Origin of the sequence: Aestuariivirga sp. (genome assembly GCF_046294715.1) — a bacterium.
Taxonomy (GTDB): Bacteria; Pseudomonadota; Alphaproteobacteria; order Rhizobiales; family Aestuariivirgaceae; genus Aestuariivirga.
On record NZ_JBKBKI010000005.1, the window covers coordinates 115,973 to 139,509 of the forward strand.

The window sequence follows — 23,537 nt, forward strand, 5'->3', positions numbered from 1 at the left end:
GCTTAACCGCGGGAGTTGTTTCGACTGTGCCGCCTTTGCGTCATTTTCGTGGGACGCCCGCAAACCGGCAGGGGCGTCAAAACCTTGACAAAGCGCCCCCTCCATGCGCTCTAGCGCCCGAATTCCGATTTTCACGCGAGGACTCGAATGCACGCCTACCGCAGCCACACCTGTGGCCAGCTCCGCCCAGAACATGCCGGCCAGGACGTCCGGCTCTCAGGCTGGGTCCATCGCGTCCGCGACCATGGCGGCGTGCTCTTCCTCGACCTGCGCGACCACTATGGCGTCACCCAGGTCGTGGCCGATCCCGATTCGCCTGCCTTCAAGACGGCCGAGAAGCTCCGCTCGGAATGGGTGATCCGGGTGGACGGCAAGGTGCGGCCGAGGCCCGCCGGCACCGAGAACACCGAGCTGCCCACCGGTCTCGTCGAGGTCTTCGCCACCGGAATCGAGATTCTCTCCCAGGCGGCCGAGCTGCCGCTCCCCGTCTTCGGCGACACCGAATACCCGGAGGACATCCGGCTGCGCTACCGCTTCCTCGATCTCCGGCGCGAGCGTATCCACAAAAACATCATGAAGCGGGGCCAGATCATCAATTCGCTGCGCCGCCGCATGGTGGAGCAGGGCTTCTTCGAGTTTCAGACGCCCATCCTCACGGCTTCCAGCCCCGAGGGGGCGCGTGACTTCCTCGTGCCCTCGCGCATTCATCCCGGCAAGTTCTACGCGCTGCCGCAGGCGCCGCAGCAGTTCAAGCAGCTGATCATGATGTCGGGCTTCGACCGCTACTTCCAGATCGCGCCCTGCTTCCGCGACGAGGATGCCCGTGCCGACCGTTCGCCCGGCGAATTCTACCAGCTCGACATCGAGATGAGCTTCGTCACCCAGGAGGACGTCTTCAACGCGGTTGAGCCGGTGCTCCGCGGTGTGTTCGAGGAGTTCGGCGGCGGGCTGCCCGTCACCCAAAAGTTTCCGCACATCGCTTTCAGGGATGCGATCCGCTGGTATGGCTCGGACAAGCCGGACCTCCGCAACCCCATCAGGATGCAGGCGGTGACGGAGCATTTTGCCGGCTCGGGATTCAAGGTCTTCGCCGGCATGATCGCATCGGACCCCAAGGTCGAGGTCTGGGCCATCCCGGCGCCGAAGGGCGGCTCCCGCGCCTTCTGCGACCGCATGAACTCATACGCCCAGAGCCAGGGCCAGCCGGGCCTCGGCTATGTGTTCTGGCGCGAGGGCGAGGAAGGCGGTGCCGGCCCCATCGCCAAGAACATCGGCGTTGAGCGCACCGAGGCGATCCGTGGCCAGCTGGGCCTGGGCGTGGGCGACGCCTGCTTCTTCGTCGCGGGCCGGCCGGAGAAGTTCTACAAGTTTGCCGGTGATGCGCGGAACAAGGTCGGCGAGGAGCTGAACCTCACCGCGAAGGACCGCTTCGAGTTCTGCTGGATCGTCGACTTTCCGATGTATGAGTGGAACGAGGAGGAGAAGAAGGTCGACTTCTCGCACAATCCCTTCTCGATGCCGCAAGGGGGCCTCGAGGCGCTGGAGACGAAGGACCCGCTCGACATCCTCGCCTACCAGTACGATATCGTCTGCAACGGCGTCGAGCTGTCTTCCGGCGCCATCCGCAACCACCGCCCCGAGGTGATGAAGAAGGCCTTCGAGATCGCGGGCTACCCCGAGAGCGTGCTGCTCGAGAAGTTCGGCGGCATGTATCGTGCCTTCCAGTACGGCGCCCCGCCCCATGGCGGCATCGCGCCGGGCGTGGACCGCATCGTGATGCTGCTCTGCAGCGAACCTAACATCCGCGAGGTGGTGCTGTTCCCGATGAACCAGCAGGCCGAAGACCTGCTGATGGGCGCGCCTTCGGAGGTGACGGCAAAGCAGCTCCGCGAGCTGCACATCAGGTTGAACCTGCCGGAGGCGTGAGGCGTCCCGCGCCTCTGCGCCCGCCCGGCAGGGTCTTTTCGCTCAGTCGTTCGCCGTCACGGAGACGCCGAGCCTCGTGATCGCCTCGCCCGGCTTGTTCGGGTCCATCGCCATGATCTCTGCCACCGGAACCGGCGATGCCGGGCTGAGCTTCAGCGTGAGCGACTTCGGGTCGTTGAGAAAGGCCGTCACCGCCTCCACCGCCTGCTTCGCGAAGGCCTCGTTCTGCAGCTGCATCAGCATGATCTGCAGTCCCGCCGGGATGCTGGCGACCAGCGTCTTCTCGTCCATGCCCTGCATGGCGGCGGCGAGCGGCAGCGCCTTCTTGACGATCGAGCCGTCCTCGAAGCGGAAGGAGGCGCCGTTCACCGTAATGTTCTGGATCTGGGGCATGAGCGCGGTGAAATCGGGTTCCTTGCCGTCCTTCTGGGCCTTCATCAGCTCCGAATAGACGGTGAGGGGCACCTTGCTCGCCGAGCCTCCGAGCTTCACCGTCGCCATGTCGCGCGCCGAAAGCCCAAGGTCGAAGCTGTAGGAGAGATCCTCGCCCTCGACCTTCATGTCGCCCTCGGTGGCGAGATCGAGGTTGAGGCTGGAGTATCCGAGCTGCTTCAGCAGGCCGGCCTGGTCCACGGCGGCCAGCACACCTTCTGGAATGGCGATGTTGTTGACCTTCATGGTGAAGAGGCCGGAGCCGGTCCGGGCATCGCCGGCCCAGCTGCTGTCGAGACCGTCGATGGAGAGAGTCTGCCCCGCGACCGTCACCGTCATCCTGCCGCTGTTCATCTTGCGCGCGAAGGTGCCGGAGGCGAGAAGCTCTTCCTGCGGCGTCGGCGCGTCGCCGAGGGCGCGGATGTACCAGTCCTCGGCACTCGCCTGCGGCATGGCGAGGTTGAAGCTCATGCCGGCGCCGCCGATCGTCATGCTGGAGTCGATGAAATCCGCCCTGCCCACCCTGTAGAGGGAGGGCGCTTCCTCGGCGATGCCGGAGAATTCCACGCGGGCGGTCTTCATGGTGAAGCCGGGTTCGGCCCCCGAACCCTGCTGCGCCAGCGTGAGATTGGTGATCGTCACCTTGCCGCTGCCGTCGACCACGAGCGAGTCATAGCCCGGCTTCGCCGCCTGGCGCTCGATGTTGTCGAGGAAGGCCCTGACGGCGGGCGGCGGCTCGTCCGCCCAGGCCCCGGCCGGCAGGGCAGCGGCTGCCGAGCCGAGGAAAGCGATCATAAACATTTTGTGGAAGAGTTTCATGGATGCTCCTTGGGGCTGGACGGAAATATCTCGCTTAACATATGTGAACGCCTCGTGAACGGCGCGGCATTGATTGTACGGCAGGGGCAGGATAACAGTGCTGGCGTGGGGAAAGAGAGAAGGGATGGGTGAAGGGATGCGGAAGACATTGATGCTGCTGGTGATCGCCGCGGCACCGCTTCTGGCGCTGGATGCGCCGGCCTCGCAGGCGACGGCCGCGACGGCGGAGCAGCAACAGCTGCTGGTCAAGAAGAAGAAGGAAGCCGCCCGCAAGGAGGCCGAGGCCAAGAAGGCGGCCGAGAAGAAGAAGGCCGCCGAAGCCCGGAAGGCCCGCGAGAAGAAGGCCGCCGCCGCGAAGAAGGCCGAAGCCCGGCGCCAGGCCGCGCGCGACTGCCGCGGCTTCCTGAACTGCCTGTTCGGCAAGCCGCGCGCCGGTGTTCAGCGCGCTTCCACCGGTGGTGCCGCCCGCGACGTCACCACCTGGGAAGACGTCAGCTGGGCTCCCGCCGCGAAATACGCGCCGGGTTCGATCGTGGTGCGCACGCCCGAACGCGCGCTCTACCTGGTCACGGGTGAGGGCGAGGCGCGCCGCTACAAGGTGGGCGTCGGCCGGGAGGGCTTCCAGTGGTCGGGCAATTCGCGGATCTCCGGCAAGGCGGAATGGCCGACCTGGCGCCCGCCGCAGAACATGATCGAGCGCGAGGCCGCCAAGGGCAACATCCTTCCCGCCGAGATGGCGGGCGGTCCCAACAACCCGCTGGGCGCGCGCGCCCTCTATCTCGGCGGCACGCTCTACCGCATCCACGGCACCAACAACGCCGCCTCGATTGGCGGAGCCGTCTCCTCGGGCTGCATCCGCATGATGAACGCCGACGTCATCGATCTCTATGAGCGCGTGAAGGTCGGTGCCAGGGTCTATGTCTATCAGTGAGGCGGGAGGTCTCGCCTGAAATGCGAAGGGCCGCACCTGGGTGCGGCCCTTTTTCGTTGCCGGTAAAGAACTGACCCCGGAGGCTTCACGCCGTCCGGGGTCCAGTCCTGTAGTCTCGCGAGCCTCAGGCCTTCTTGGCGGCCTTCTTCGCGGGCTTCTTGGCGGCCTTCTTGGCAGCCTTCTTCGCCGGCTTCTTGGCAGCCTTCTTGGCGGCCTTCTTGGCAGGCTTCTTCGCAGCTTTCTTCGCAGCAGCCATTGCTGTCTCTCCTAGTGTTGTTAGTGCCCCACAACGCAGGTAAGCCTCACACTGACGGACAAGCTGGCATGAAAGTTCCGAACTTGACCGTCATCGATATGTTTAGTGCACCCGCTTGTGTGATTCGGCAATATGCCGACAACATCTGGTATGCTCTGAAATTCTGTCTAACAATCGGTAAACGCTCGCGAAAAGCCCTCGAACGTCCTTATACGGATGAAAGCCCGGCGATGCACCGAAAACTCAATGAATCAAGGCACTCCTTCGAACACTCCGTGGGCGGATGACCGGGCGTTTCGCCCATCGCCAAGGCGGCCTCCGCTGTCAAGCGGGCACACTGTTGCAGGAAGGATGCTGTGGATAATTTTTTGCAGACTCCGCCTCCGAGAGGCCGATGCGTGGCCCTCCCGAGGCTCTTCGCGTGCTGCCGGAGCACTTCCGAAAGCCATCCTCAAACGAAGAGGAGGCCGGAACTTCTCCGGCCTCCCGTCGTCTTCGGTCTCGTTCGAAGTCGTTACGAGCAGCCGCTCGTCGAGCCGCAGGTGTCGCACTTGAGGCATGTGCCGTTGCGCACCATGGTGAAGTTGCCGCATTCGGAGCAGCTCTCGCCCTCATAGCCCTTCATGCGTGCCTCGAGCCTGCGGTCATTGGCGGTGATGACGGCGGTTTCGACCGACACCGCCATCTCCTGGCGCAGCTGCGTGGCAACGGCCGGGCCCTCGGCGAGCGCCAGCGCGCCCTGCGCCTCGGCCCTGATCTGCAGCGCCTGCACGGGTGCGGGCACCGGCTGCGAGGAGGACATCACCACCACGTTGGAGGAGGCGAGGTTCGGCCGTCGCACGAAGCCCGAGGACAGCACGCGCGCGGCGGGCACGCGCGGCGCGTTCTCCGCCCCTTCGCCCTTGCCCAGCGCATCGAAGCCAAGCTCCGAAGGCTCCACATGGGCAAGGTCGCTGCGGCCGAGATAGGACACGGCGAGCTCGCGGAACACGTAGTCGAGGATCGAGGTGGCGTTCTTGATCGAGTCGTTGCCCTGCACCATGCCTGCGGGCTCGAACTTCGTGAAGGTGAAGGCGTCCACGAACTCCTCCAGCGGCACGCCATATTGCAGGCCAACCGACACGGCGATGGCGAAGTTGTTCATCATCGCCCGGAGGGCCGCACCCTCCTTGTGCATGTCGATGAAGATCTCGCCCAGCTTGCCGTCGTCGTATTCGCCGGTGCGGAGATAGACCTTGTGCCCGCCCACGACCGCCTTCTGGGTATAGCCCTTGCGGCGGTGCGGCAGCTTGAGGCGCGAGCGCTCCCGCTCGACGATGCGCTCCACGATCTTCTCGACCACCGTCTCCACCCGCGCGGCCTGCGGCTTGGCGAGCAGCGCCTCGGCGCTGTCCTCCGCCTCTTCCTCCTCGTCGGCGATGAGCTGGGCCGAGAGCGGCTGGGAGAGCTTCGAGCCGTCGCGGTAGAGGGCGTTGGCCTTCAGCGCCAGCTTCCAGGAGAGCATGTAGGCGCTGGCGCAGTCCTCCACCGAGGCGTCGTTCGGCATGTTGATGGTCTTGGAGATGGCGCCCGAGATGAAGGGCTGGCTCGCCGCCATCATGCGGATGTGGCTCTCGACCGAGAGATAGCGCTTGCCGAGGCGGCCACAGGGGTTGGCGCAGTCGAAAACGGGAAGGTGCTCCGGCCTGAGGCCGGGCGCGCCCTCGAGGGTCATGGCGCCGCAGACATGGATGTTGGCCTTCTCGATGTCGGCCTTGGAGAAGCCGAGATGGGCCAGCATGTCGAAGCCATAGTCGTTGAGCTCGTGGTCGGTGAGGCCCAGCGTGCCGCGGCAGAATTCCTCGCCCAGCGTCCACTTGTTGAACACGAACTTGATGTCGAAGGCGGAGGCGAGCCCGCTCTCGATCCGCGTGATCTGCTCCTCGCCGAAGCCCTTGGCCTTGAGCGCCGCGTGGTTGAGGGCAGGGGCCTCCGCCAGAGAGCCGTGGCCCACGGCATAGGCGATGATCTTCTCGATATCGCCCTGGCCATAGCCCAGCGTGCGCAACGCCTCCGGCACCGCCTGGTTGATGATCTTGAAGTAGCCGCCGCCCGCCAGCTTCTTGAACTTCACGAGCGCGAAGTCGGGTTCGATGCCGGTGGTATCGCAGTCCATGACGAGGCCGATCGTGCCGGTGGGCGCGATCACGGTCGCCTGGGCGTTGCGGTAGCCGTGCTGCTCGCCGAGGGTCACCGCGAGGTCCCAGGCGCGGCGCGCGGCCGAGGCGAGGTCGCGATCCTTAAGGTCGGACTCGTCGATCGCCACGGGAATGGTGCGCAGGCCTTCGTAGCCCACCGCGGCGCCAAAGGCGGCGCGGCGGTGGTTGCGCATCACGCGCAGCATGTGCTCGCGGTTCTTGTGGAAGCCGGCGAAGGGACCGAGCTCCTTCGCCATCTCGGCGGAGGTGGCATAGGAAATGCCCGTCATGATGGCCGAGACGGCCGCGCAGATGGCGCGCCCCTCATGGCTGTCATAGGGAATTCCCGCCGTCATGAGCAGACCGCCGATGTTGGCGAAGCCAAGGCCCAGCGTGCGGAACTCGTAGGAAAGCCTGGCGATCTCCTTCGAGGGGAACTGGGCCATCATCACCGAGATCTCGAGGACCACGGTCCACAGCCGCACCGCGTGCTCGAAGGAGGCGATGTCGAAGCGGCCGGTGACGGGATCGCGGAACTGCAGCAGGTTCAGCGAGGCGAGGTTGCAGGCCGTGTCATCGAGGAACATGTATTCCGAGCACGGGTTCGAGGCGCGGATCTCGCCGGAGGCCGGGCAGGTGTGCCAGTCGTTGATGGTCGAGTGATACTGGATGCCCGGATCGGCCGAGGCCCAGGCGGCATAGGAGATTTTGTCCCACAGCGCCGCGGCCTTCACCGTCCTGGTGACCTTGCCGGTGAGCCTGGAGGTGAGCTGCCAGTCCATGCCGCGCTCCACGGCATGCAGGAACTCGTCGGTGACACGCACCGAGTTGTTGGAGTTCTGGCCCGAGACGGTGCGGTAGGCCTCGCCGTCCCAGTCGCTGTCATAGGTGTCGAACTCGATCTCGGTGTAGCCCTGCCTGGCGAACTGGATCACCCGCTTGATGTAGTTGTCGGAGACCAGCGCCTTGCGGGCGTCCTTCACCGCGCGCTTCAGCGCCGGGTTCTTGTCGATCTCGTAGCAGTCCTCGCCCGGGCCCTCGCAGTTGACGCAGGCCTTCATCACCGCCTGGAGATGCTTCTTCACCGTCTTGGAGCCGGTGACGAGTGCCGCGACCTTCTGCTCCTCCTTCACCTTCCAGTCGACGAACTCCTCGACGTCCGGATGGTCGACGTCGACGATCACCATCTTCGCCGCCCGCCTGGTCGTGCCGCCGGACTTGATGGCGCCCGCCGCCCTGTCGCCGATCTTGAGGAAGCTCATGAGGCCGGAGGACCTGCCGCCGCCCGAGAGCTTCTCGTTCTCGCCGCGCAGGTGGCTGAAGTTGGAGCCGGTGCCGGAGCCATACTTGAAGAGCCGCGCCTCGCGCACCCACAGGTCCATGATGCCGCCCTCGTTCACAAGGTCGTCGGCGACCGACTGGATGAAGCAGGCATGCGGCTGCGGGTGCTCATAGGCCGACTTGGACTTGGTGAGCCGGCCCGTGTCGGGGTCGACGTAATAGTGGCCCTGGCCCGGGCCGTCGATGCCGTAGGCCCAGTGCAGCCCGGTGTTGAACCACTGCGGCGAGTTGGGGGCGCATTTCTGGGTGGCGAGCATGTGGCAGAGCTCGTCGTGGAAGGCGCGCGCATCCTCTTCCGTATCGAAATACCTGCCCTTCCAGCCCCAATAGGTCCAGGTGCCGGCGAGCCGGTCGAACACCTGCTTCGAGGACCGCTCGCCCGTGCTGCGCTCCTTCTCGGGAAGCGCCGCGAGTGCCTCCTCGTCGGCCACCGAGCGCCACAGCCAGGAGGGGACGGTCTCCTCCTCGACGCGCTTCAACGCCTTCGGCACGCCGGCCTTGCGGAAATATTTCTGCGCCAGGATGTCGGTCGCCACCTGGCTCCAGGAGGCGGGGACGTCGATGTCCTCGAGGCGGAACACCACAGAACCGTCCGGGTTCTTGATCTCGCTGGTCGCCCGGCGGAAGTCGATCTCCGCGTAGGGCTCCTGTCCAGCCTTCGTGTAGCGGCGTTCAATGCGCATCTTTATGTCCCTCTTCCATTTCGTTGCCACGAGCGTGCCCAATCCGCCCGAGCTGCTCCGTCACACCCAGTTGCCCAACACTCACCCTGTCCCGGAAGCGCGAGTTTCCAGGTGCACGAGGCTCTTCATTTGAGTTTTCCGCGATGGAGGAGACCGACCCCCTCGGCCCCTCCGCCAACCCCTCAGCCTTGATCCGAAGATTAGTACCGAAGGGTTCAGGGCGTCAATGCCTAGTGTTTTAACAAGTGGTTAACACTATATGTTGTGTCCACAGCTGTCGGCCCTGTGTGGATAACCACACCTTCCTCCGATTCTGCGGAGAAGCTCAAGACTTCCCTAGGCTTATGCGCGCTATACACAGGCCATCACCTCCTTCCGCCCCCGGCCTGACGCCCGAGTCAATGCGACTCTGCGGAAGATGGTTTCGCCGGCAGGTCCCGGTTCCCCCGCTATCCACAGCTTTAAATTCCGCCCGGAACAGCCGCGGGCGGCCATCTGCCCTTAGGGGATGTCCTTGCCGGCACCCCGAATCGGGCCCATTGCCCACAGCAGAATCACCCCGAGGGCGGTGAGGCCTCCCATCATGATCCACGCCTCGTTGACGGCGAGCGTGACGGATGTCTCCTGGATCGTGTCCATGATGCCGAGGATGCCGAGCGGGTCCTCGGCGTCTGGCAGTTCGTCCGGTCCGATGGCCATCAGCCGGGCGGCGGCGTCCGGATCGGCCGCCATCATCTCCTTGATGCGGTCGGCATGTTCGGCGCTCCGGCTGAACAGGACGGTGTCGATGAGGGCGATGCCGATGACCCCGCCCAGCGCGCGGCACAGGTTGTAGAGCCCGCTTGCGTCGCTCACCCGCTCGAGCGGCAGGAAGCCGAGCGCGAAACGGGTGACCGGCACGATGCACAGGCCCAGCGCCACGCCGCGCACCACCTGCGCCCAGAACAGCTCGTCATAGCCGGAGTTTCGCGTCTCGTAGCCGCTCATGGCCAGTCCCGCCGCGAACATGCCATAGCCGATCACGCTGAGGAGGCGCGGCGGCACCAGCCGGTCGAGCGCCACGGAGAGCGGTGCCGAGACGAGCTGCGCGAGCCCCGTCACCAGCACGATCATGCCGATCTCCACCGGCCCCATGTAGCGGACGAGCGACAGGAAGACGGGCAGCAGATAGACCGAGCCATAGAGCCCGATCCCCAGGATGAAGGACAGGGCGCAGCCATAGGCGAGATGGCGGTCGCGGAAGAGGCTGAAATCGACGGCGGGATTCGGCCGCCTGACGGTCAGTGCCATCAGCGCCGCGAACAGGGCGAAGAGGGCGAGCGTCACGGGCGAGAGCCAGCCCCGATCGGGCGCTTCCTTCAGCCCGATCTCGAGCGACGCGAGCGACACGGCGATAAACAGGAGCGAGGTGAAGTCGAGCGAGCGCAGGAGCCTGGGCTGCATCGGCTCGCTCGGCAGGCAGGTGGAGGCGAGGAGCAGGGTGATGAGGCCGGGCCCCACGTTGATGAGGAACAGCCAGTGGCAGGACAGGTTCTCGGTGATGAGGCCGCCGATCACCGGCCCCGTCGAGGGCGCGATCACGGCGAGGACGCCGCCCATCACCGTAGCGATCGCCTGCTCCGTTCCTGGCCGGAACAGCAGGAAGACGGCGGTGAAGACCACCGGCATCAGCACGCCCGCCGCCATGCCCTGCAGCACCCGGAAACCCACCAGCGAGGCGAAGCCGGTGCTGAGCGCGCAGCCGACCGATGCCGCGGTGAACAGCGTGATCGCCACGATCACCAGCCTACGGATCGACAAGACCCGCATCAGGAGCCCGGTGAGCGGGATGGTGATGATCTCGGCGATCAGGTAGGAGGTCTGGACCCAGCTCATCCGGTCGGCGCCGATGCCGAGCGCCTCCTCGATCACGCCGAGCGAGGTGATGACGATCTGGATGTCGAGCACCGCCATGAACATGCCGGCGCACAGGCCGGCAAAGCCCAGCCATTTCCGGGCCTTGCTGAGGGAAGTTGCGGTCAGGGAGAGTTCCGTCATCGAGGGCCGCACTATGGACCAGCCGCGCCGCGGCTCCAACGGTTCAAACGAGGTTGTAAGCCTTGCAATTGCCGCAGCGGCCTCCTTATCTGTGGCCGCGCCGGGCTGGCCCGGCGTTAACGCCGCCGTAGCCCGCGCACCCTTAAGGAAGGGCGCGGGGGTACGGTCTGGCTTGCCGCGCCCGCCAGCCCGAAGGATCCCGACGCCCGTGATGGACTACGTCAAGCCCTATCTGGATTACTTCTCCGCCAATCCGGAATGGGCCCTCGTCATCATCTTCCTCATCGCCATGGGCGAGGCGCTGCTCATCATCGGCCTCTTCGTGCCCTCGACTGCCGTGCTGGTGGGGGCGGGCGTGCTGGTCGGCACCGGCCACCTCGGCTTCTGGCCGGTCATCATCGCCACGGCGGTTGGCTGCATCGTCGGCGACCAGGTCTCCTACTGGGCCGGCCGGCTCTTCGGCGAGCGGCTGAAGACGATGTGGCCCCTGAGCCTATACCCCCAGCTCGTCGCCAAGGGCGAGGATTTCGTGCGCGAGCATGGCGGCAAGTCGATCGCCATAGGGCGCTTCGTGCCGGGGGTGAAGTCGGTCGTGCCGGGCATCGTCGGCATGTTCGGCATGAACCAGATCTTCTTCATCTTCGTGAACGTCACCTCCGGCATCGCCTGGTCCTTCGCGCATGTGGTGCCTGGCGTGCTGATCGGCCAGGGCCTGGCGTTCGCTGGTGAGCTCAGCGGCCGGCTGCTCGTCGTCCTCCTCGTCATGTTCTTCATCCTGGCGCTGGCGGGCTACGTGATCCGCCTCGCCGCCGCCGGCGTGCTGCCTTACCTGAACCACCTCCTGCAGCGCGTGTCGGACTGGGCACGGCGGCGGCCGAGCCGCTCCTGGCGGCGCTTCGCCCGCGCCATATCGCCGGACAACCCGCGCTCGGTGGGAATCGTGCTGTTCGCCGCCATCATCTTCACCGGGCTTGCGGCGCTTGCCAATCTCGCCTTCCGCGCCGCCACCGGCAACGCCGTCTCCAACATCGACCTCTCGGTGCACGCCATGATGCGCGAAACCCGCAACGCGCCCGCCGACGAGATCATGACGGTCATCACCATGATGGGCGACACGCTGGTGATGCTGGCGCTGTCGCTCGCCATCCTGGGCTGGCTCGTCTGGCACAAGGCCTATCGCGCCGCCTATGCGGCCGGCTTCGCCATCATCGCCGCCAAGCTCTTCGAGCTTGCCGTGAAGTACGGCATCCAGCGGGCGAGGCCGGTGGAGCTCGACTATTTCGGCGCCTCCGTCTTCAGCTTTCCCTCGGGCCACGCCACCATGGCGGCCGTGATCTTCGGCATCCTCGCCGTGCTGGTGAGCCACTCGCTCGGGCGCTGGGGCAGGGCGGCGGTCTACGGCATCTGCGCCGTGGTCGTCGTGGCGATCGCCTATTCACGCGTCTATCTCGGGGCGCACTGGCTCTCGGACGTGATGGCGGGCCTCCTTTTCGGCACCGTGATGATGGCGGCCTTCGGGGTCGCCATCGAGGCGGTGCCGCCGCGCCGCATCAAGCCGCTCGGGCTGTTCGGCGCCGCGATCCTCGTCTTCACCGTGGTGGGCTCGGCCCATGTGGCCACCGGCTACTCCCATGCCAGCGTCATCTATGCCCTTCCCGCCAGGCAGGTCGTGGTGCCGCTCCGGGAATGGGTGGACAGCGGCTGGGAGAAGCTTCCCGCCCGCCGCATCGACCTCGCCGGCAGGCCGGAGGAACATTTCCTGGCGCAATACGCGGGTGACCCGGCGCGGCTCGAGGAGGGGCTGAGCCCGCAGGGCTGGCTGCCGGCGCCGGCCTGGTCCTGGCGCGAAAGCCTGCCCTACCTGAACCCGAATGCCACGCTCGAGGACTTGCCGCCGCGTCCGGCGCTGCATGAGGGCCTCACTGCAGCGCTGACCCTGACGCGCATGGCGCAGGGCGGGGGTGGGGAAGGCCGCGAGGTGCTGCGCCTCTACAGAACCGATCTCGCCGCCGGGGATGGCTCGGCCGCGAAGCCCATCTATCTCGTGAGCCTCACCCGCGAGGTGAAGAGCAACGGCTTCGACCTCTATGCAATCCCCGCACTGCGCCTCGCATCGGACGAGGATATCGGGGCACTCCGCCGCAGCATCGCCGCGCTGGCGGGGGTCAGCGTCATCGCGCGGCACGAGCGCGACGGCGCCGCGCAGGACCTCATCACCACCGCCCCCTGAGCCGGCGGGAGTTCAAATCGGCACTGGACGGGAAACGCCCGTTCCGCCATATTCCGCCGCAATTTCAGGGGCCCTGTCGCCCACCCAACGGACGAGACGAAATGCTATTTCTGAAGCAGCTTTTCACCTGGTGGAACGGCCAGACGCTCAACACCCGCTTCTACACATGGCGCCATGGCGAATATGTCGGCTCCGACGAGTTCGGCAACAAGTACTACCGCGCCCCTTCGGCACTGCCGGAATCGATCAGGGAGCGCCGCTGGGTGGTTTACAACGGCTATTCCGAGGCCTCCACGATCCCTCCGGGCTGGCATGGCTGGATGCATCACCGCGTCGACACGCCGCCCTCGCAGGAGGAATACCGGCCGCGCGAGTGGCAGAAGCCGCATGTTCCGAATCAGACGGGCACCGCCGAGGCCTACCGGCCGGCGGGCTCGATCCTGGCCGGCGCCACGCCCGCGCCGCGCGCTGCCGATTATTCCGCCTGGCGGCCGGAGTAGTTCCCGCCATATTTCGGCTGGGCTCATCCGATAGAGCCCGGCACCACATGACTGGAGGAGGGGCGGCGTGAAGAGTTCGACGGTGGAGACCCTGATCGGCGCGGCGGTGATCCTGATTGCCGCAGCCTTCTTCTTCTTCGCCTACCAGACGTCTGGCCAGGGCCACGCCTCCGGCGCCTGGCGCGTCAGCGCCGAGTTCGACAATGCCGAGGGCGTGAGCGTCGGCACCGACGTGCGCGCCGCCGGCGTCAAGATCGGCTCCGTGGTGGACTTCACCCTCAACCCTGAAAACTTCCTGGCCAATGTGGTGATGGAGATCGATCCGAAGGTGCAGCTCACCGAGGACGCCACCGCCAAGGTCACGGCCGAGGGCCTGCTCGGCTCCAAATTCATCGCGCTGGAACAGGGCGGGGCGGATACCATGCTCGCCGATGGCGGCGTCATCTCCAACACGCAAGGGGCCGTCGACATCTGGTCGCTCATCAGCCAGGCCATGTTCGAGGGCCGCGGTGGCCAGGGCGGTGCGGCGGAAGGTGCGGGTGCCGCGCCGGAAGCCCCGGCTCCGGAGGAAACCCCGGCGCCGGAGGCACCGGCCCCGTGATGGACGATCCCCGTCCCGACGCCCGGCAGCGCTGGTCTGCGGGCACCTATGATGCCCACGCACGATTCGTCTCCGACCTCGGCGGCGGCGCCGTGGAGTGGCTCGCACCCAGGCCGGGCGAGCGCATCCTCGATGTCGGCTGCGGCGATGGCGTGCTCACGGCGGAGATTGCCGCTGCGGGGGCCCAGGTGGTGGGCGTCGATTCGAGCGGGGATTTCATCGCCGCTGCCGCCGCGCGCGGCCTCGATGCGCGGCTGATGGACGGCCAATCGCTCGCCTTCGGGCCGGATTTCGATGCCGTCTTCTCCAACGCCGCCCTTCACTGGATGACCGACGCCGCCGCAGTGGTTTCAGGCATTGCCCGTGCGCTCAAGGCGGGAGGACGCTTCGTCGCCGAGTTCGGCGGGCACGGCAACGTGGCGGCGATCGTCACGGCGATGCGGGCCGTGGGCCGGCGCCGGGGCGGCGACATTGCGCTCGCCCATCCCTGGTACTTCCCTACCGTGGAGGACTACGGTGCGCTGCTCGAAGCCTGCGGGCTGGCGGTGCGGCGCATCGTGCTCTTCCCGCGGCCCGTGGTGCTCAGGACAGGCATGGCAGAATGGCTCATGCTTTTTCGCAAGCCGTTCTTCCAACAGTTTGAGAATCAAGCAGAAGAGGCTTTGGCAGAGGTGATGGATCTGCTCCGGCCCTCGCTTTGCGATGCGCACGGCAACTGGACGGCCGACTATGTGCGGCTCAGGGTGGAGGCGGTGAAGCCATGAGGCGTCTCGGCATCCTCCTCTGCCTCTCGGCCTCGGCCGGGCTCCCCGCGCTTGCGCAGAGCGAGCGCATCTCGAACCCTATCGCCAGCTTCGCGGGGCTCGACAAGATCACCGGCGTCACCACCACCTTCGAGATCCCGATCGGCGAAGAGCGCCGCTTCGGAGCCCTGATCGTGAAGCCCAACGTCTGCTACACACGTCCGATCACCGAGGAGCCCAAGACGACGAGTTTCGTCCAGGTCGACCAGGTCGAGGCGGACAACAGCCGCAAGCCCCTGTTCTCCGGATGGATGTTCGCCGAGAGCCCCGGCCTCAGCGCCGTGGAGCACGCCACCTATGACGTTTGGCTGACCGGCTGCCGCGATCCCAATGCGCCCCCTCCCGTGGTCGAGACGGTGCCCGATACCTCCGCGGCGGAGGGTCAGGCGCAGGAGGACGAGGATGAGGTTCCCGCCGACTGAGGCCCCGCCGCCCAGGCCAGCACCGTCTCCGGGTCATCGTCGCCATCAAATGCGAAGAAATCCGCCTCCTGCCCGAGCAGCGGCTCCATGACCCTGTGGTACTCGAGCTTCTGCATCTTGATGGCGCCGAGCCGTTCGAGATGCGGGTTCACGAACTGTGCGTCGAGCAGCTTGAAGCCGCCGAAGTTGAGCCGTGCCACCAGGTGAACGAGCGCCACCTTGCTGGCGTCCGCCACGCGTGAAAACATGCTTTCCCCGAAGAACACCGCTCCTATTCTGACTCCATAGAGCCCGCCCACCAGCTGGCCGCCCTGCCAGCATTCGACGCTGTGGCAGCAGCCCATGCGGTGGAGCTGCGAATAGAGAGACTTGATGCGGCTGTTGATCCAGGTCGAGGAACGCTCCGCCGTCTTGGCCGCGCATCCTGCGATCACCGCCTGGAAGTCATGATCGATCCGGATCTCGAAGCGCTTGCGCCGAACGCTCTTGCGCAGCGACTGCGAGATCTTCAGCCCATCGAGCGGGATGACGCCGCGCTCCTCCGGCTCCACCCAGTAGAGCGCGTTGTCCTCGGCACTCTCCGCCATCGGGAAGATGCCTGCCGCATAGGCGCGAAGCAGGATCTGTGGCGTGATCGTGCTCATCAGGCCTGGCGCGCGAGATAGTGCTCCAGCCAGTGGATGTCGTAGTGGCCGTCGATGATGTCGGGCTCGGCGAGGAGCTGCTGGAACAGCGGAATGGTGGTTTCGATGCCCTCGACCACGAATTCGCTCAAGGCGCGGCGAAGCCGCATCATGCACTCGGTGCGGCTCTTGCCAGAGACGATGAGCTTGCCGATGAGGCTGTCGTAATAGGGCGGGATGCGGTAGCCGGCATAGAGGGCCGAATCGACCCGGCAGCCGAGCCCGCCGGGGAAGTGCACGGCGTCGACCCGGCCGGGCGAAGGCGCGAAGGTCGTCGGGTTCTCGGCATTGATGCGGCACTCGATGGCGTGGCCGGAGAAGGTGATGTCCTCCTGCGCATAGGGAAGATCGGCGCCCGACGCGACGCGCAGCTGCTCCTGGACGAGGTCGAGCCCGGTTATCGCCTCCGTCACCGGGTGCTCCACCTGCAGCCTCGTGTTCATCTCGATGAAGAAGAACTTGCCGTTCTCGTAGAGGAACTCGATGGTGCCCACGCCTTCGTAGCCGAGCTTCTCCATGGCGCGGGCCACCCGGGTGCCGATCTCGTCGCGCTGCGCGGCGTTGAGGGCGGGCGAATGGGCCTCTTCCCAGATCTTCTGGTGGCGGCGCTGCAGCGAACAGTCACGCTCGCCCAGATGCACGGCGCGGCCCTTGCCGTCGCCCAGCACCTGGATCTCGATGTGGCGCGGCTTCTCGAGATATTTCTCGATGTAGACGTCGCCGTTGCCGAAGGCCGCCTTGGCCTCGGATTGGGCCGTGCTCATCGCGATCTCGAGGTCGGACTCCGAGCGCGCCACCTTCATGCCGCGGCCACCGCCGCCGGCCGTCGCCTTGATGATCACGGGATAACCGATGTCGCGGGCGACCCGCTTTCCCTCCTCGAGGTCGGAAATGCCGCCTTCGGAGCCCGGCACCACGGGAATGCCGAGCTCCTTTGCGGTGAGCTTGGCCGTGATCTTGTCGCCCATCAGGCGGATGTGCTCCGCCGAGGGGCCGATGAACTTGATCCCGTGCTCGGTAAGGATGTCGGCGAAGCGCGCATTCTCGGAGAGAAAGCCGTAGCCCGGGTGGACCGCCTCGGCTCCCGTGATCTCGCAGGCGGACACGATCGCTGGAATGTTGAGATAGCTGTCGCGCGCCGGCGGCGGGCCGATGCAGACGCTCTCGTCGGCGAGCCGGACATGCATCGCGTCGGCATCAGCCGTCGAATGAACGGCCACCGTCTGGATGCCGAGCTCGCGGCAGGCGCGCAGCACGCGCAGCGCGATTTCTCCGCGGTTGGCGATGAGGACCTTGTCGAACATCCCGCTACTCGATCACCACGAGAGGCTCGCCGTATTCGACCGGCCGGCCGTTCTCGACGAAGATGTGCGTGACCTTGCCGCCGCGCGGCGCATGGATCTGGTTCATCGTCTTCATGGCTTCGATGATGAGCAGCGTCTGGCCTTCCTTCACCGTGGCGCCGGTCTCGATGAAGGGCGATGCCCCCGGCGAGGGGGCCAGGTAGACGGTGCCCACCATCGGCGACTTCACCGTGCCCGGATGATCGCCGCCCGTCTTCGCCGGCGGAGCGGCCTCAACGGCTGGAGCCGGCGCAGGCGCCGGCGCGTGATGTGCGGCTGCGTGCGGCGCGGGTGCGGCGACATGCGCCACCGCCGTCACCGACTTCGAGACGCGCACCTTGGTGCCCTTGCGGTCGAGCTCGATTTCGGTGAGGCCCGTGCTGTTGAGGATCTCGGCGAGGCTGGCGATGAGGCCGAGGTCCGGGTCCTGCGGCTCGCCCCGGGCAGGGGCCTTGGGCGTTGGCTTCTTCGTGGGGGGCATTGGTCAACCCTTCTTGCTTGCCGTGATGAGAGAATGGAGTGCCGTGATTGCCAGCACGTAGCTGTCGACGCCGAACCCGCAGATGACGCCGTTCACCGCCGGGGCGATGAGGCTCGTGTGGCGGAAAGCCTCGCGCTTGTGGACGTTGGAGAGGTGAAGCTCGACGGCCGGGCGCTCCGCCGCCATCAGCGCGTCGTGCAGCGCCACCGAGGTGTGGGTGTAGGCCCCGGCGTTGATGGCGATGGCGGAAGCCTTCCCGCGCGCCTCCTGAACCCAGGAGACGAGTTCGCCCTCGCTGTTCGACTGCCGGAAATCGACGGTGAGGCCGAGCGAGGCCGCATGCGCATGGCAGCGCAACTCGACGTCCTTCAGGCTCGCCGAACCGTAGATGGCGGGCTCCCGAAGGCCCAGCATGTTGAGGTTCGGCCCGTTCAGCACGTAGACAGGTTTCATGAGCACCCGGCGATTCCGTTACGGAGTCCGTCGCTTATAGGCGGGTTGCGCGGCCGTTGGAAGCACCGGAGAGGGAGCCTCAGCAGAGCTGGCAGCCGCCCTTCGCCCGCACCTGCTCGACCGCGGCGGCCAGCGCATCGGCCGGCAGATAGCCCGGCGAAACCGTGCTGTCGATGATGAAGGCGGGGGTGCCGTTGATCGCGAGCTGCTCGGCCAGCTTGTGGGTGTCGGCGATCACCTGCGCCACCTCGGGCGAGTCCATGTCGGCCTTCAGCCTCTCGAGGTCGAGGCCCTTCTCCTTGGCGAGCTCGTCCACCACCTCGCGCGTCACCTTGCCCTCGTGGGCGAGGAGAGCGGTGTGGAGTTCCCAGTACTTGCCCTGCTTCTTCGCGGCGATGGCGGCCATGGCGGCGTAATCCGAATCACCCCCGAAGATCGGGAATTCCTTCAGCACCACGCGAAGGTTCTTGTCCTTCTCGATCAGGCTCATCACCTCCGGGAAGCCCTTCTTGCACCAGCCGCAGTTGTAGTCGAAGAACTCGACCATGGTGACGTCGCCCTCGGGGTTCCCGGCGACGAAATCGTGGGGCGAGCGGAAGATCTGCTCGGCACTTGCCGCCAGCGTCTTCTCCCGCTTCTCGGACTCGGCCTGCTGCTGCTTCGCCTCGAGGGCCCGGCTCACGTCGAGCAGCACCTCCGGGTTTTCCATCAGGTACTGCCGCACGATCTCGCCGATCTCCGCCTTCTGGGCGTCCGTGAAGGAGGACTGGGCCATTGCCGCGGGCGCCAGGGTGAGCAGGGCGGCCGCGCAGGCGGCGAGGCGGAAGCGGGTGGTCATGAAGAGCAGTCCCTCTGTTGTTCGCGCGGAAATTGCCGGAATCCCGTCGCGCCGTCCATTCAATCCCGGCTGGCGAAAGTCAAAACATCGTTAGCCCGCGTCCATTCGGGCGTTCCCGTCTTGAACCGCTTCTGGGCCGATTTCGCCTTGTCGATGGCGAGCTTGCGGTCGCCCTGGAGGAGGGCCGCCTCGGCGGTGGCGAGTTCGGCCCTCGGAATGTCGCCGGTCTGGGCGTAGGCGCGCGCCATGTACTTGTAGAGGGCGGAGGACTCGCCGTCCGAGCGCTGCGCCTGGCGCAGCAGCTTCAGCGCCGCCTCGGCGTTCTTGGGCTTCTCGGTATCGATCAGCGCCTGGGCGGTCATGAACTGGATCAGCCCGTTGTTGGGCAGCAGCTTCAGCGCCTTCTGCAGCGGCGCCACGGCTTCAACGGCGCGGCCGTTCTCGAGCAGCGCCTGGCCCTTCAGTTCCCAGAAATAGGGATTCTCGGGAAGCTCGGCGGTGAGCCCGTCGATCACGGATAGCGCGTTCTTGATGTCGCCCTTGCGGAACATGGCGATGGCGCGCGCATAGCGGGCCGGAAGGGATTGGTCGGAGGTAGGGTAGCGCTGCATCACCGCCTGGGCGCCGCCGGTGAAGCCGAGAAGCTTCGCCTGCACCAGTTCGTGCCGCAGCATCAGGGCCGGCGGGTCCTTGGCGTTGAAGTACGGAGATTTCTTTGCCGACTGCTCGAGGTTGCGGATGCGCTCGAGCGGCATCGGATGCGACATCACGTAGGGGTCGATGTTGCGGAGCGATGCGATCGACTGGCGCGAGAGCTTCTCGAACAGCTCGATCATGCCCTGGCCGGACTGCTTGGTGGCGGTGAGATACTTCAGGGCCGCCTGGTCGGCGGAAGATTCCATGCCGCGCGCGTAGGCGAGGAAGTTCCGCTGCGCCAGGCCCTGCGAGCCTGCCATGATGCCTTGGCCCGCCTGGGCCGCCTCGGCGTTGCCGGCGAGCGCGCCGCCCGCGATGGCCGCGAGGCCGAGCAGCATGCCGATGATGGCGGTGTAGCTCGCCGATTCGATCTCCACCCCCATGCGCGCCAGGTGGCCGCCTGCGATGTGGCCCGTCTCGTGCGCCAGGACGCCGATCACCTCGTTCGGCGTCTTGGACTGCATCAGGAGACCGGTGTTGATGAAGATGCGCTGGCCGCCCGCCACGAAGGCGTTGATGCGCGAATCGTCGATGATGTAGACCTTCACCGCCTTGGGATTGATGCCGGCGGCCTTGAAGATGGGCCGGGTGTAGAGCCTGAGGAGCCCCTCGATCTCGGCGTCCCGGATCAGCGGAATGTTCTTCGGCTGGGCCATTGCCGAGGTTGCGAGAATGCCGGTCATGGCGGTCAGCACCGCCATGACCAACGCCGTAGCCCTGAACAACACACCCGTTCTCTGCATCATCCTGCCTCTCTGGTGGTGCATCGCGGCAGAATGAGGCGAGTTTGAGGCTTCGCCCCTCAGGACCGCTTCGACCACCAGCCGGACTTGCGTTCGGCGGGCTGCGTCGTGACCGTGGGGGCAGGCGGCTGCCAGCGGCGCGGCGGCTCGGCAGAAGCCGGCGCCTCGGCGGCCACGGGGATTTCCCGGACCGGTTCGGGCGCGGCAACCGGTGCTGCGTTCCGCTCCTCAAGGGCCGGTTCGGCCGGCTCCTGGAGCTCGAGGGCAGGGCTTCCGGCGGCTTCCTCCCGGCTCTCCGCCGGTTCGGCGCGGCCTTCGCCGCGATTGCGGTCTCGGTTGCGGTTGCGGCCCCAGCGGTCGCGCCGCGAGCGACCCTCGCGCGGGCGCCGGCCCCGCTCTTCGCCCGCCGCTTCGGTCTCGTCGGTCTCTCCGGCGGCGTCGAACTCGGATGGCGGTTCGCCCCCCTCGCTCGTCTCGGACGATGTCTCCGCCTCGCTCTCCTCGTCATAGAAAGTCTCGGGCTGTTCGCCGAGGCCTGGCAGGTCTTCGCCGGTGCCCGCCTGGACGCCCGGTGCCGGCTGATCCTCGCGGCCGCGCCCGCCGCGGCGCCCGCGCCGGCGGCGGCGGCGCCTGCCGCCTTCCCCGCGCTCGCCATTGGCCTGCTGCTGGCGCTCGCCGGTCTCGCCGTTCTCCTCGGCCTCGGACTCCTCATCGGCCTCGGCCTCGGCCTCGGACTCCAGCGCCTCGGCTTCGGTTTCTTCGGCCTCGTCCTCGTCCTCGAAGGCGGAATCGATCCGCACCGGCGGTGCAATCACCTTGCGGGGCGGCAGGTTTCGGTCTGGCGCGCGCTCGATCAGCGCCTGCGAACCCTTCAGCTCGTCGCTCGGCACGATGAACACCGAGATCCCGTAGGTGGTCTCGATCGAGAGCAGGTTGTCGCGCTTCTCGTTCAGGATATAGAAGGCGATCTCGCGGGTGCACTTCACCGTGAGGTTCTCGGGCTTCCGCGCGATCAGGTGCTCCTCGATGGCGCGCAGCACGGAGAGGCCGCAGGAGGAAATCGAGCGCACGATGCCGCGGCCCTCGCAATGCGGGCAGGTGCGCGAGGAGCCCTCGAGCAGCCCGGGCCGCAGCCGCTGGCGCGACATCTCGAGCAGGCCGAAGTGGCTGATGTGGCCCACCTGAATTCGGGCGCGGTCGTTCTTCAGCGCTTCCTTCAGCCGCCGCTCGACGTTGCGGTTGTTGCGCTTCTCCTCCATGTCGATGAAGTCGATCACGACGAGGCCGGCCAAGTCGCGCAGGCGGAGCTGGCGGGCGATCTCGTCCGCCGCCTCGAGGTTGGTCTTGAGGGCGGTATCCTCGATGTTGTGCTCGCGCGTCGCCTTGCCGGAGTTGATGTCGACGGAGACCAGCGCTTCCGTCTGGTTGATCACCATGTAGCCGCCGGAGGGCAGCGTGACGGTCGGCGAATAGAGGGCGTCGAGCTGGCTCTCCGCCTGGAAGCGCGAGAACAGCGGGCGGGTGTCCTTGTAGAGCTTCACGTTCTTGGCGTGGCTCGGCATCAGCATCTTCATGAAGTCTTTCGCTTCACGATAGGCATCGTCGCCCTCGACGATCACCTCGTCCACGTCCTTGGTGTAGAGGTCGCGGATGGCGCGCTTGACGAGGCTTCCCTCCTCATAGACGAGGGCGGGGGCCTGCGATTTCAGCGTCAGGTCGCGCACGCTCTCCCACAGGCGGAGCAGGTAGTCGTAGTCGCGCTTGATCTCGGTCTTGGTGCGTTGGGCTCCCGCGGTGCGGACGATGAGGCCCATGCCCTGCGGCACCTCGATCTCCTTCACCATGTCCTTCAGCCGCCGGCGGTCGCCGGAATCGGTGATCTTTCGCGAGATGCCGCCGCCGCGGGCGGTGTTGGGCATCAGCACGCAGTAGCGGCCGGCGAGCGAGAGGTAGGTGGTCAGCGCCGCGCCCTTGTTGCCGCGCTCTTCCTTGACGACCTGAACCAGGATCACCTGGCGGCGCTTGATGACCTCCTGGATCTTGTACTGCTTGCGCTGCACCTTGCGGCGGCGCTGCGGCACCTCCTCGAGCGCGTCCTCCGCACCGATCGATTCGACCTTGGCGGCTTCGGGATCCTCTCCAACTTCCTCGATCCCGTTGCCGAGCTCGCCCGGCATGCCGTGTTCGATCGACGGGGCAGGAGCCGCCGCTTCGGCCTCGGCGCTGGCTTCGGCTTCGAACTCGCCCTCGGTGTCGGCGGCGCGCGCCTCGGCGTGGTCCTCCGGCTCCTCGTCCTCGCCCTCGCCGTCCTCGCCGTCCTCGTCCTCTCCCTCCTCGACGGGCTCGGAAATCGTCGGGTCGTCATGGGTGGTGGCCATGGGTTCGGCCCGGCGCGGGGTCTCGCTCACCTCGGGGGCCTCGCCTTCCTCGGCTTCCGGGGCGGGCTCGCCGTTCTCGAGCGCGGCGACCTCGGGGCTTTCCTCGCTGGCGGGTTCCCCGATGTCCTCGGCCTCGAGCGGGGCCGCAGCGTCCTCGGACTCCTCGGTCGACTCCGGCACCTCGCCTTCGCCATTCTCCTCGCCCGTGGCGGCGGAAGCGGACTCCTGCCGGCGGCGGCCGCGGTCACGGTCACGGCCGCGGCGCTGGCTGCGGTGGCCGCTTTCCTCCTCGTCCTCCTCGTCCTCGCGGGCGTGCTCCTCCTCCTCCGCCTGGATCAGCGCCATGCGGTCGGCGAGGGGAATCTGGTAGTAGTCGGGGTGGATTTCCGAGAAGGCGAGAAAGCCGTGCCGGTTGCCGCCATATTCCACGAAGGCCGCCTGGAGCGAGGGCTCCACGCGCGTCACCTTGGCGAGATAGATGTTGCCTTTCAGCTGGCGGCGCGCGGCGCTTTCGAAATCGAATTCTTCGATGCGGTTCCCCTTGATGACGACCACGCGGGTCTCTTCGGGGTGGCTTGCATCGATGAGCATCTTGCTGCCCATGGGCTCATTCCTCTGCGCCAGCACGGCAGGGCCGATAGGTTCTCCGCTCCGGTGAGGAGATGGCCGAATGACGACTGTGTGCTGCTGCGCGAAAGGGGCATGTCTGACGGACCGGACGATGGAGACGATCCTGCCACGGGTGCCGGTAACCTCCGGTCCTC

The 23,537-nt window shown here is 66.6% G+C and carries 19 protein-coding genes; 8 read left to right on the top strand and 11 right to left on the bottom strand.

Annotated elements, in window-relative coordinates:
• Positions 1–147: 147 nt before the first annotated feature.
• Positions 148–1,926 carry an aspartate--tRNA ligase gene (gene aspS, locus ACK4HL_RS05615; protein WP_409757061.1) on the top strand — a complete coding sequence of 593 codons (1,779 nt, stop codon included), beginning with the start codon at positions 148–150 and terminating at the stop codon, positions 1,924–1,926.
• A gap of 42 nt (positions 1,927–1,968) precedes the next feature.
• On the opposite strand, the gene ACK4HL_RS05620 is transcribed toward aspS, so the two are convergent.
• The gene (locus ACK4HL_RS05620) at positions 1,969–3,177 is read right to left on the bottom strand and encodes a hypothetical protein (protein ID WP_409757062.1); all 1,209 of its coding nucleotides are present in this window, start codon (positions 3,175–3,177) and stop codon (positions 1,969–1,971) included.
• Positions 3,178–3,313: 136 nt separating this feature from the next.
• Here ACK4HL_RS05620 and ACK4HL_RS05625 point away from each other — a divergent pair, with 136 nt between their 5' ends.
• Positions 3,314–4,108, top strand: a complete 795-nt coding sequence (locus ACK4HL_RS05625; protein ID WP_409757063.1) for a L,D-transpeptidase — start codon at positions 3,314–3,316, stop codon at positions 4,106–4,108.
• A 124-nt stretch (positions 4,109–4,232) separates the two neighbouring features.
• Here the strand turns inward: ACK4HL_RS05625 and ACK4HL_RS05630 are convergent, their stop codons facing one another.
• Positions 4,233–4,364 carry a hypothetical protein gene (locus ACK4HL_RS05630; RefSeq protein WP_409757064.1) on the bottom strand — a complete coding sequence of 44 codons (132 nt, stop codon included), beginning with the start codon at positions 4,362–4,364 and terminating at the stop codon, positions 4,233–4,235.
• A gap of 83 nt (positions 4,365–4,447) precedes the next feature.
• Between ACK4HL_RS05630 and ACK4HL_RS05635 the strand changes: the two genes are divergently transcribed.
• Positions 4,448–4,651: a hypothetical protein gene (locus ACK4HL_RS05635; RefSeq protein ID WP_409757065.1), complete on the top strand. Its 204-nt coding sequence runs from the start codon at positions 4,448–4,450 to the stop codon at positions 4,649–4,651.
• Between the two features lie 227 nt (positions 4,652–4,878).
• Here the strand turns inward: ACK4HL_RS05635 and ACK4HL_RS05640 are convergent, their stop codons facing one another.
• Both ACK4HL_RS05640 and ACK4HL_RS05645 read right to left on the bottom strand, forming a co-directional pair.
• Entirely contained in the window at positions 4,879–8,565 is a 3,687-nt protein-coding gene (locus ACK4HL_RS05640; RefSeq protein ID WP_409757066.1) for a vitamin B12-dependent ribonucleotide reductase, read from the bottom strand.
• Positions 8,566–9,066: 501 nt separating this feature from the next.
• Positions 9,067–10,602 (bottom strand): DHA2 family efflux MFS transporter permease subunit, encoded by a 1,536-nt coding sequence (locus tag ACK4HL_RS05645; protein WP_409757067.1) that lies wholly within the window; start codon positions 10,600–10,602, stop codon positions 9,067–9,069.
• A gap of 211 nt (positions 10,603–10,813) precedes the next feature.
• Between ACK4HL_RS05645 and ACK4HL_RS05650 the strand changes: the two genes are divergently transcribed.
• The 5 genes from ACK4HL_RS05650 (at position 10,814) to ACK4HL_RS05670 (ending at position 15,158) form a co-directional block, all read left to right on the top strand.
• Positions 10,814–12,832 carry a VTT domain-containing protein gene (locus ACK4HL_RS05650; protein ID WP_409757178.1) on the top strand — a complete coding sequence of 673 codons (2,019 nt, stop codon included), beginning with the start codon at positions 10,814–10,816 and terminating at the stop codon, positions 12,830–12,832.
• Positions 12,833–12,933: 101 nt separating this feature from the next.
• Positions 12,934–13,332, top strand: coding sequence for an NADH:ubiquinone oxidoreductase subunit NDUFA12 (locus ACK4HL_RS05655; protein WP_409757068.1), 399 nt, complete (start codon positions 12,934–12,936; stop codon positions 13,330–13,332).
• Positions 13,333–13,399: 67 nt separating this feature from the next.
• Positions 13,400–13,933: an outer membrane lipid asymmetry maintenance protein MlaD gene (gene mlaD, locus ACK4HL_RS05660; RefSeq protein WP_409757069.1), complete on the top strand. Its 534-nt coding sequence runs from the start codon at positions 13,400–13,402 to the stop codon at positions 13,931–13,933.
• On the top strand, positions 13,933–14,697 hold the full coding sequence (locus ACK4HL_RS05665; protein ID WP_409757070.1) for a class I SAM-dependent methyltransferase: 765 nt from the start codon (positions 13,933–13,935) through the stop codon (positions 14,695–14,697). Before mlaD ends, ACK4HL_RS05665 begins: the two co-directional genes overlap by 1 nt.
• On the top strand, positions 14,694–15,158 hold the full coding sequence (locus ACK4HL_RS05670; protein WP_409757071.1) for a DUF2155 domain-containing protein: 465 nt from the start codon (positions 14,694–14,696) through the stop codon (positions 15,156–15,158). The genes ACK4HL_RS05665 and ACK4HL_RS05670 overlap by 4 nt, the downstream gene beginning before the upstream one ends.
• On the opposite strand, the gene aat is transcribed toward ACK4HL_RS05670, so the two are convergent.
• The 7 genes from aat to ACK4HL_RS05705 all read right to left on the bottom strand — a co-directional run bounded on the left by aat (position 15,119) and on the right by ACK4HL_RS05705 (position 23,376).
• On the bottom strand, positions 15,119–15,802 hold the full coding sequence (gene aat, locus ACK4HL_RS05675; RefSeq protein ID WP_409757072.1) for a leucyl/phenylalanyl-tRNA--protein transferase: 684 nt from the start codon (positions 15,800–15,802) through the stop codon (positions 15,119–15,121). The two genes, ACK4HL_RS05670 and aat, sit on opposite strands and share 40 nt — an antisense overlap.
• The gene (gene accC, locus ACK4HL_RS05680; protein ID WP_409757073.1) at positions 15,802–17,145 is read right to left on the bottom strand and encodes an acetyl-CoA carboxylase biotin carboxylase subunit; all 1,344 of its coding nucleotides are present in this window, start codon (positions 17,143–17,145) and stop codon (positions 15,802–15,804) included. The genes aat and accC overlap by 1 nt, the downstream gene beginning before the upstream one ends.
• A 4-nt stretch (positions 17,146–17,149) precedes the next feature.
• Positions 17,150–17,665 carry an acetyl-CoA carboxylase biotin carboxyl carrier protein gene (gene accB / locus ACK4HL_RS05685; RefSeq protein ID WP_409757074.1) on the bottom strand — a complete coding sequence of 172 codons (516 nt, stop codon included), beginning with the start codon at positions 17,663–17,665 and terminating at the stop codon, positions 17,150–17,152.
• 3 nt (positions 17,666–17,668) lie between these two features.
• The gene (aroQ, locus tag ACK4HL_RS05690; protein ID WP_409757075.1) at positions 17,669–18,118 is read right to left on the bottom strand and encodes a type II 3-dehydroquinate dehydratase; all 450 of its coding nucleotides are present in this window, start codon (positions 18,116–18,118) and stop codon (positions 17,669–17,671) included.
• Positions 18,119–18,197: 79 nt separating this feature from the next.
• Positions 18,198–18,956 carry a DsbA family protein gene (locus tag ACK4HL_RS05695; RefSeq protein WP_409757076.1) on the bottom strand — a complete coding sequence of 253 codons (759 nt, stop codon included), beginning with the start codon at positions 18,954–18,956 and terminating at the stop codon, positions 18,198–18,200.
• Positions 18,957–19,015: 59 nt separating this feature from the next.
• Positions 19,016–20,308, bottom strand: coding sequence for a M48 family metalloprotease (locus ACK4HL_RS05700; protein WP_409757077.1), 1,293 nt, complete (start codon positions 20,306–20,308; stop codon positions 19,016–19,018).
• 146 nt (positions 20,309–20,454) lie between these two features.
• Complete coding sequence (locus ACK4HL_RS05705) at positions 20,455–23,376, bottom strand: Rne/Rng family ribonuclease (protein WP_409757078.1); 2,922 nt, start codon at positions 23,374–23,376, stop codon at positions 20,455–20,457.
• Positions 23,377–23,537 lie beyond the last annotated feature (161 nt).

What these genes read in the sequence shown, in the direction of transcription:
- aspS (WP_409757061.1), top strand. Translation starts at nt 148, where the DNA reads ATGCACGCCTACCGCAGCCACACCTGTGGCCAGCTCCGCCCAGAACAT.
- ACK4HL_RS05620 (WP_409757062.1), bottom strand. Translation starts at nt 3,177, where the DNA reads ATGAAACTCTTCCACAAAATGTTTATGATCGCTTTCCTCGGCTCGGCA.
- ACK4HL_RS05625 (WP_409757063.1), top strand. Translation starts at nt 3,314, where the DNA reads ATGCGGAAGACATTGATGCTGCTGGTGATCGCCGCGGCACCGCTTCTG.
- ACK4HL_RS05630 (WP_409757064.1), bottom strand. Translation starts at nt 4,364, where the DNA reads ATGGCTGCTGCGAAGAAAGCTGCGAAGAAGCCTGCCAAGAAGGCCGCC.
- ACK4HL_RS05640 (WP_409757066.1), bottom strand. Translation starts at nt 8,565, where the DNA reads ATGCGCATTGAACGCCGCTACACGAAGGCTGGACAGGAGCCCTACGCG.
- ACK4HL_RS05645 (WP_409757067.1), bottom strand. Translation starts at nt 10,602, where the DNA reads ATGACGGAACTCTCCCTGACCGCAACTTCCCTCAGCAAGGCCCGGAAA.
- ACK4HL_RS05650 (WP_409757178.1), top strand. Translation starts at nt 10,814, where the DNA reads ATGGACTACGTCAAGCCCTATCTGGATTACTTCTCCGCCAATCCGGAA.
- ACK4HL_RS05655 (WP_409757068.1), top strand. Translation starts at nt 12,934, where the DNA reads ATGCTATTTCTGAAGCAGCTTTTCACCTGGTGGAACGGCCAGACGCTC.
- ACK4HL_RS05665 (WP_409757070.1), top strand. Translation starts at nt 13,933, where the DNA reads ATGGACGATCCCCGTCCCGACGCCCGGCAGCGCTGGTCTGCGGGCACC.
- ACK4HL_RS05670 (WP_409757071.1), top strand. Translation starts at nt 14,694, where the DNA reads ATGAGGCGTCTCGGCATCCTCCTCTGCCTCTCGGCCTCGGCCGGGCTC.
- aat (WP_409757072.1), bottom strand. Translation starts at nt 15,802, where the DNA reads ATGAGCACGATCACGCCACAGATCCTGCTTCGCGCCTATGCGGCAGGC.
- accC (WP_409757073.1), bottom strand. Translation starts at nt 17,145, where the DNA reads ATGTTCGACAAGGTCCTCATCGCCAACCGCGGAGAAATCGCGCTGCGC.
- accB (WP_409757074.1), bottom strand. Translation starts at nt 17,665, where the DNA reads ATGCCCCCCACGAAGAAGCCAACGCCCAAGGCCCCTGCCCGGGGCGAG.
- aroQ (WP_409757075.1), bottom strand. Translation starts at nt 18,118, where the DNA reads ATGAAACCTGTCTACGTGCTGAACGGGCCGAACCTCAACATGCTGGGC.
- ACK4HL_RS05695 (WP_409757076.1), bottom strand. Translation starts at nt 18,956, where the DNA reads ATGACCACCCGCTTCCGCCTCGCCGCCTGCGCGGCCGCCCTGCTCACC.
- ACK4HL_RS05700 (WP_409757077.1), bottom strand. Translation starts at nt 20,308, where the DNA reads ATGGCCCAGCCGAAGAACATTCCGCTGATCCGGGACGCCGAGATCGAG.
- ACK4HL_RS05705 (WP_409757078.1), bottom strand. Translation starts at nt 23,376, where the DNA reads ATGGGCAGCAAGATGCTCATCGATGCAAGCCACCCCGAAGAGACCCGC.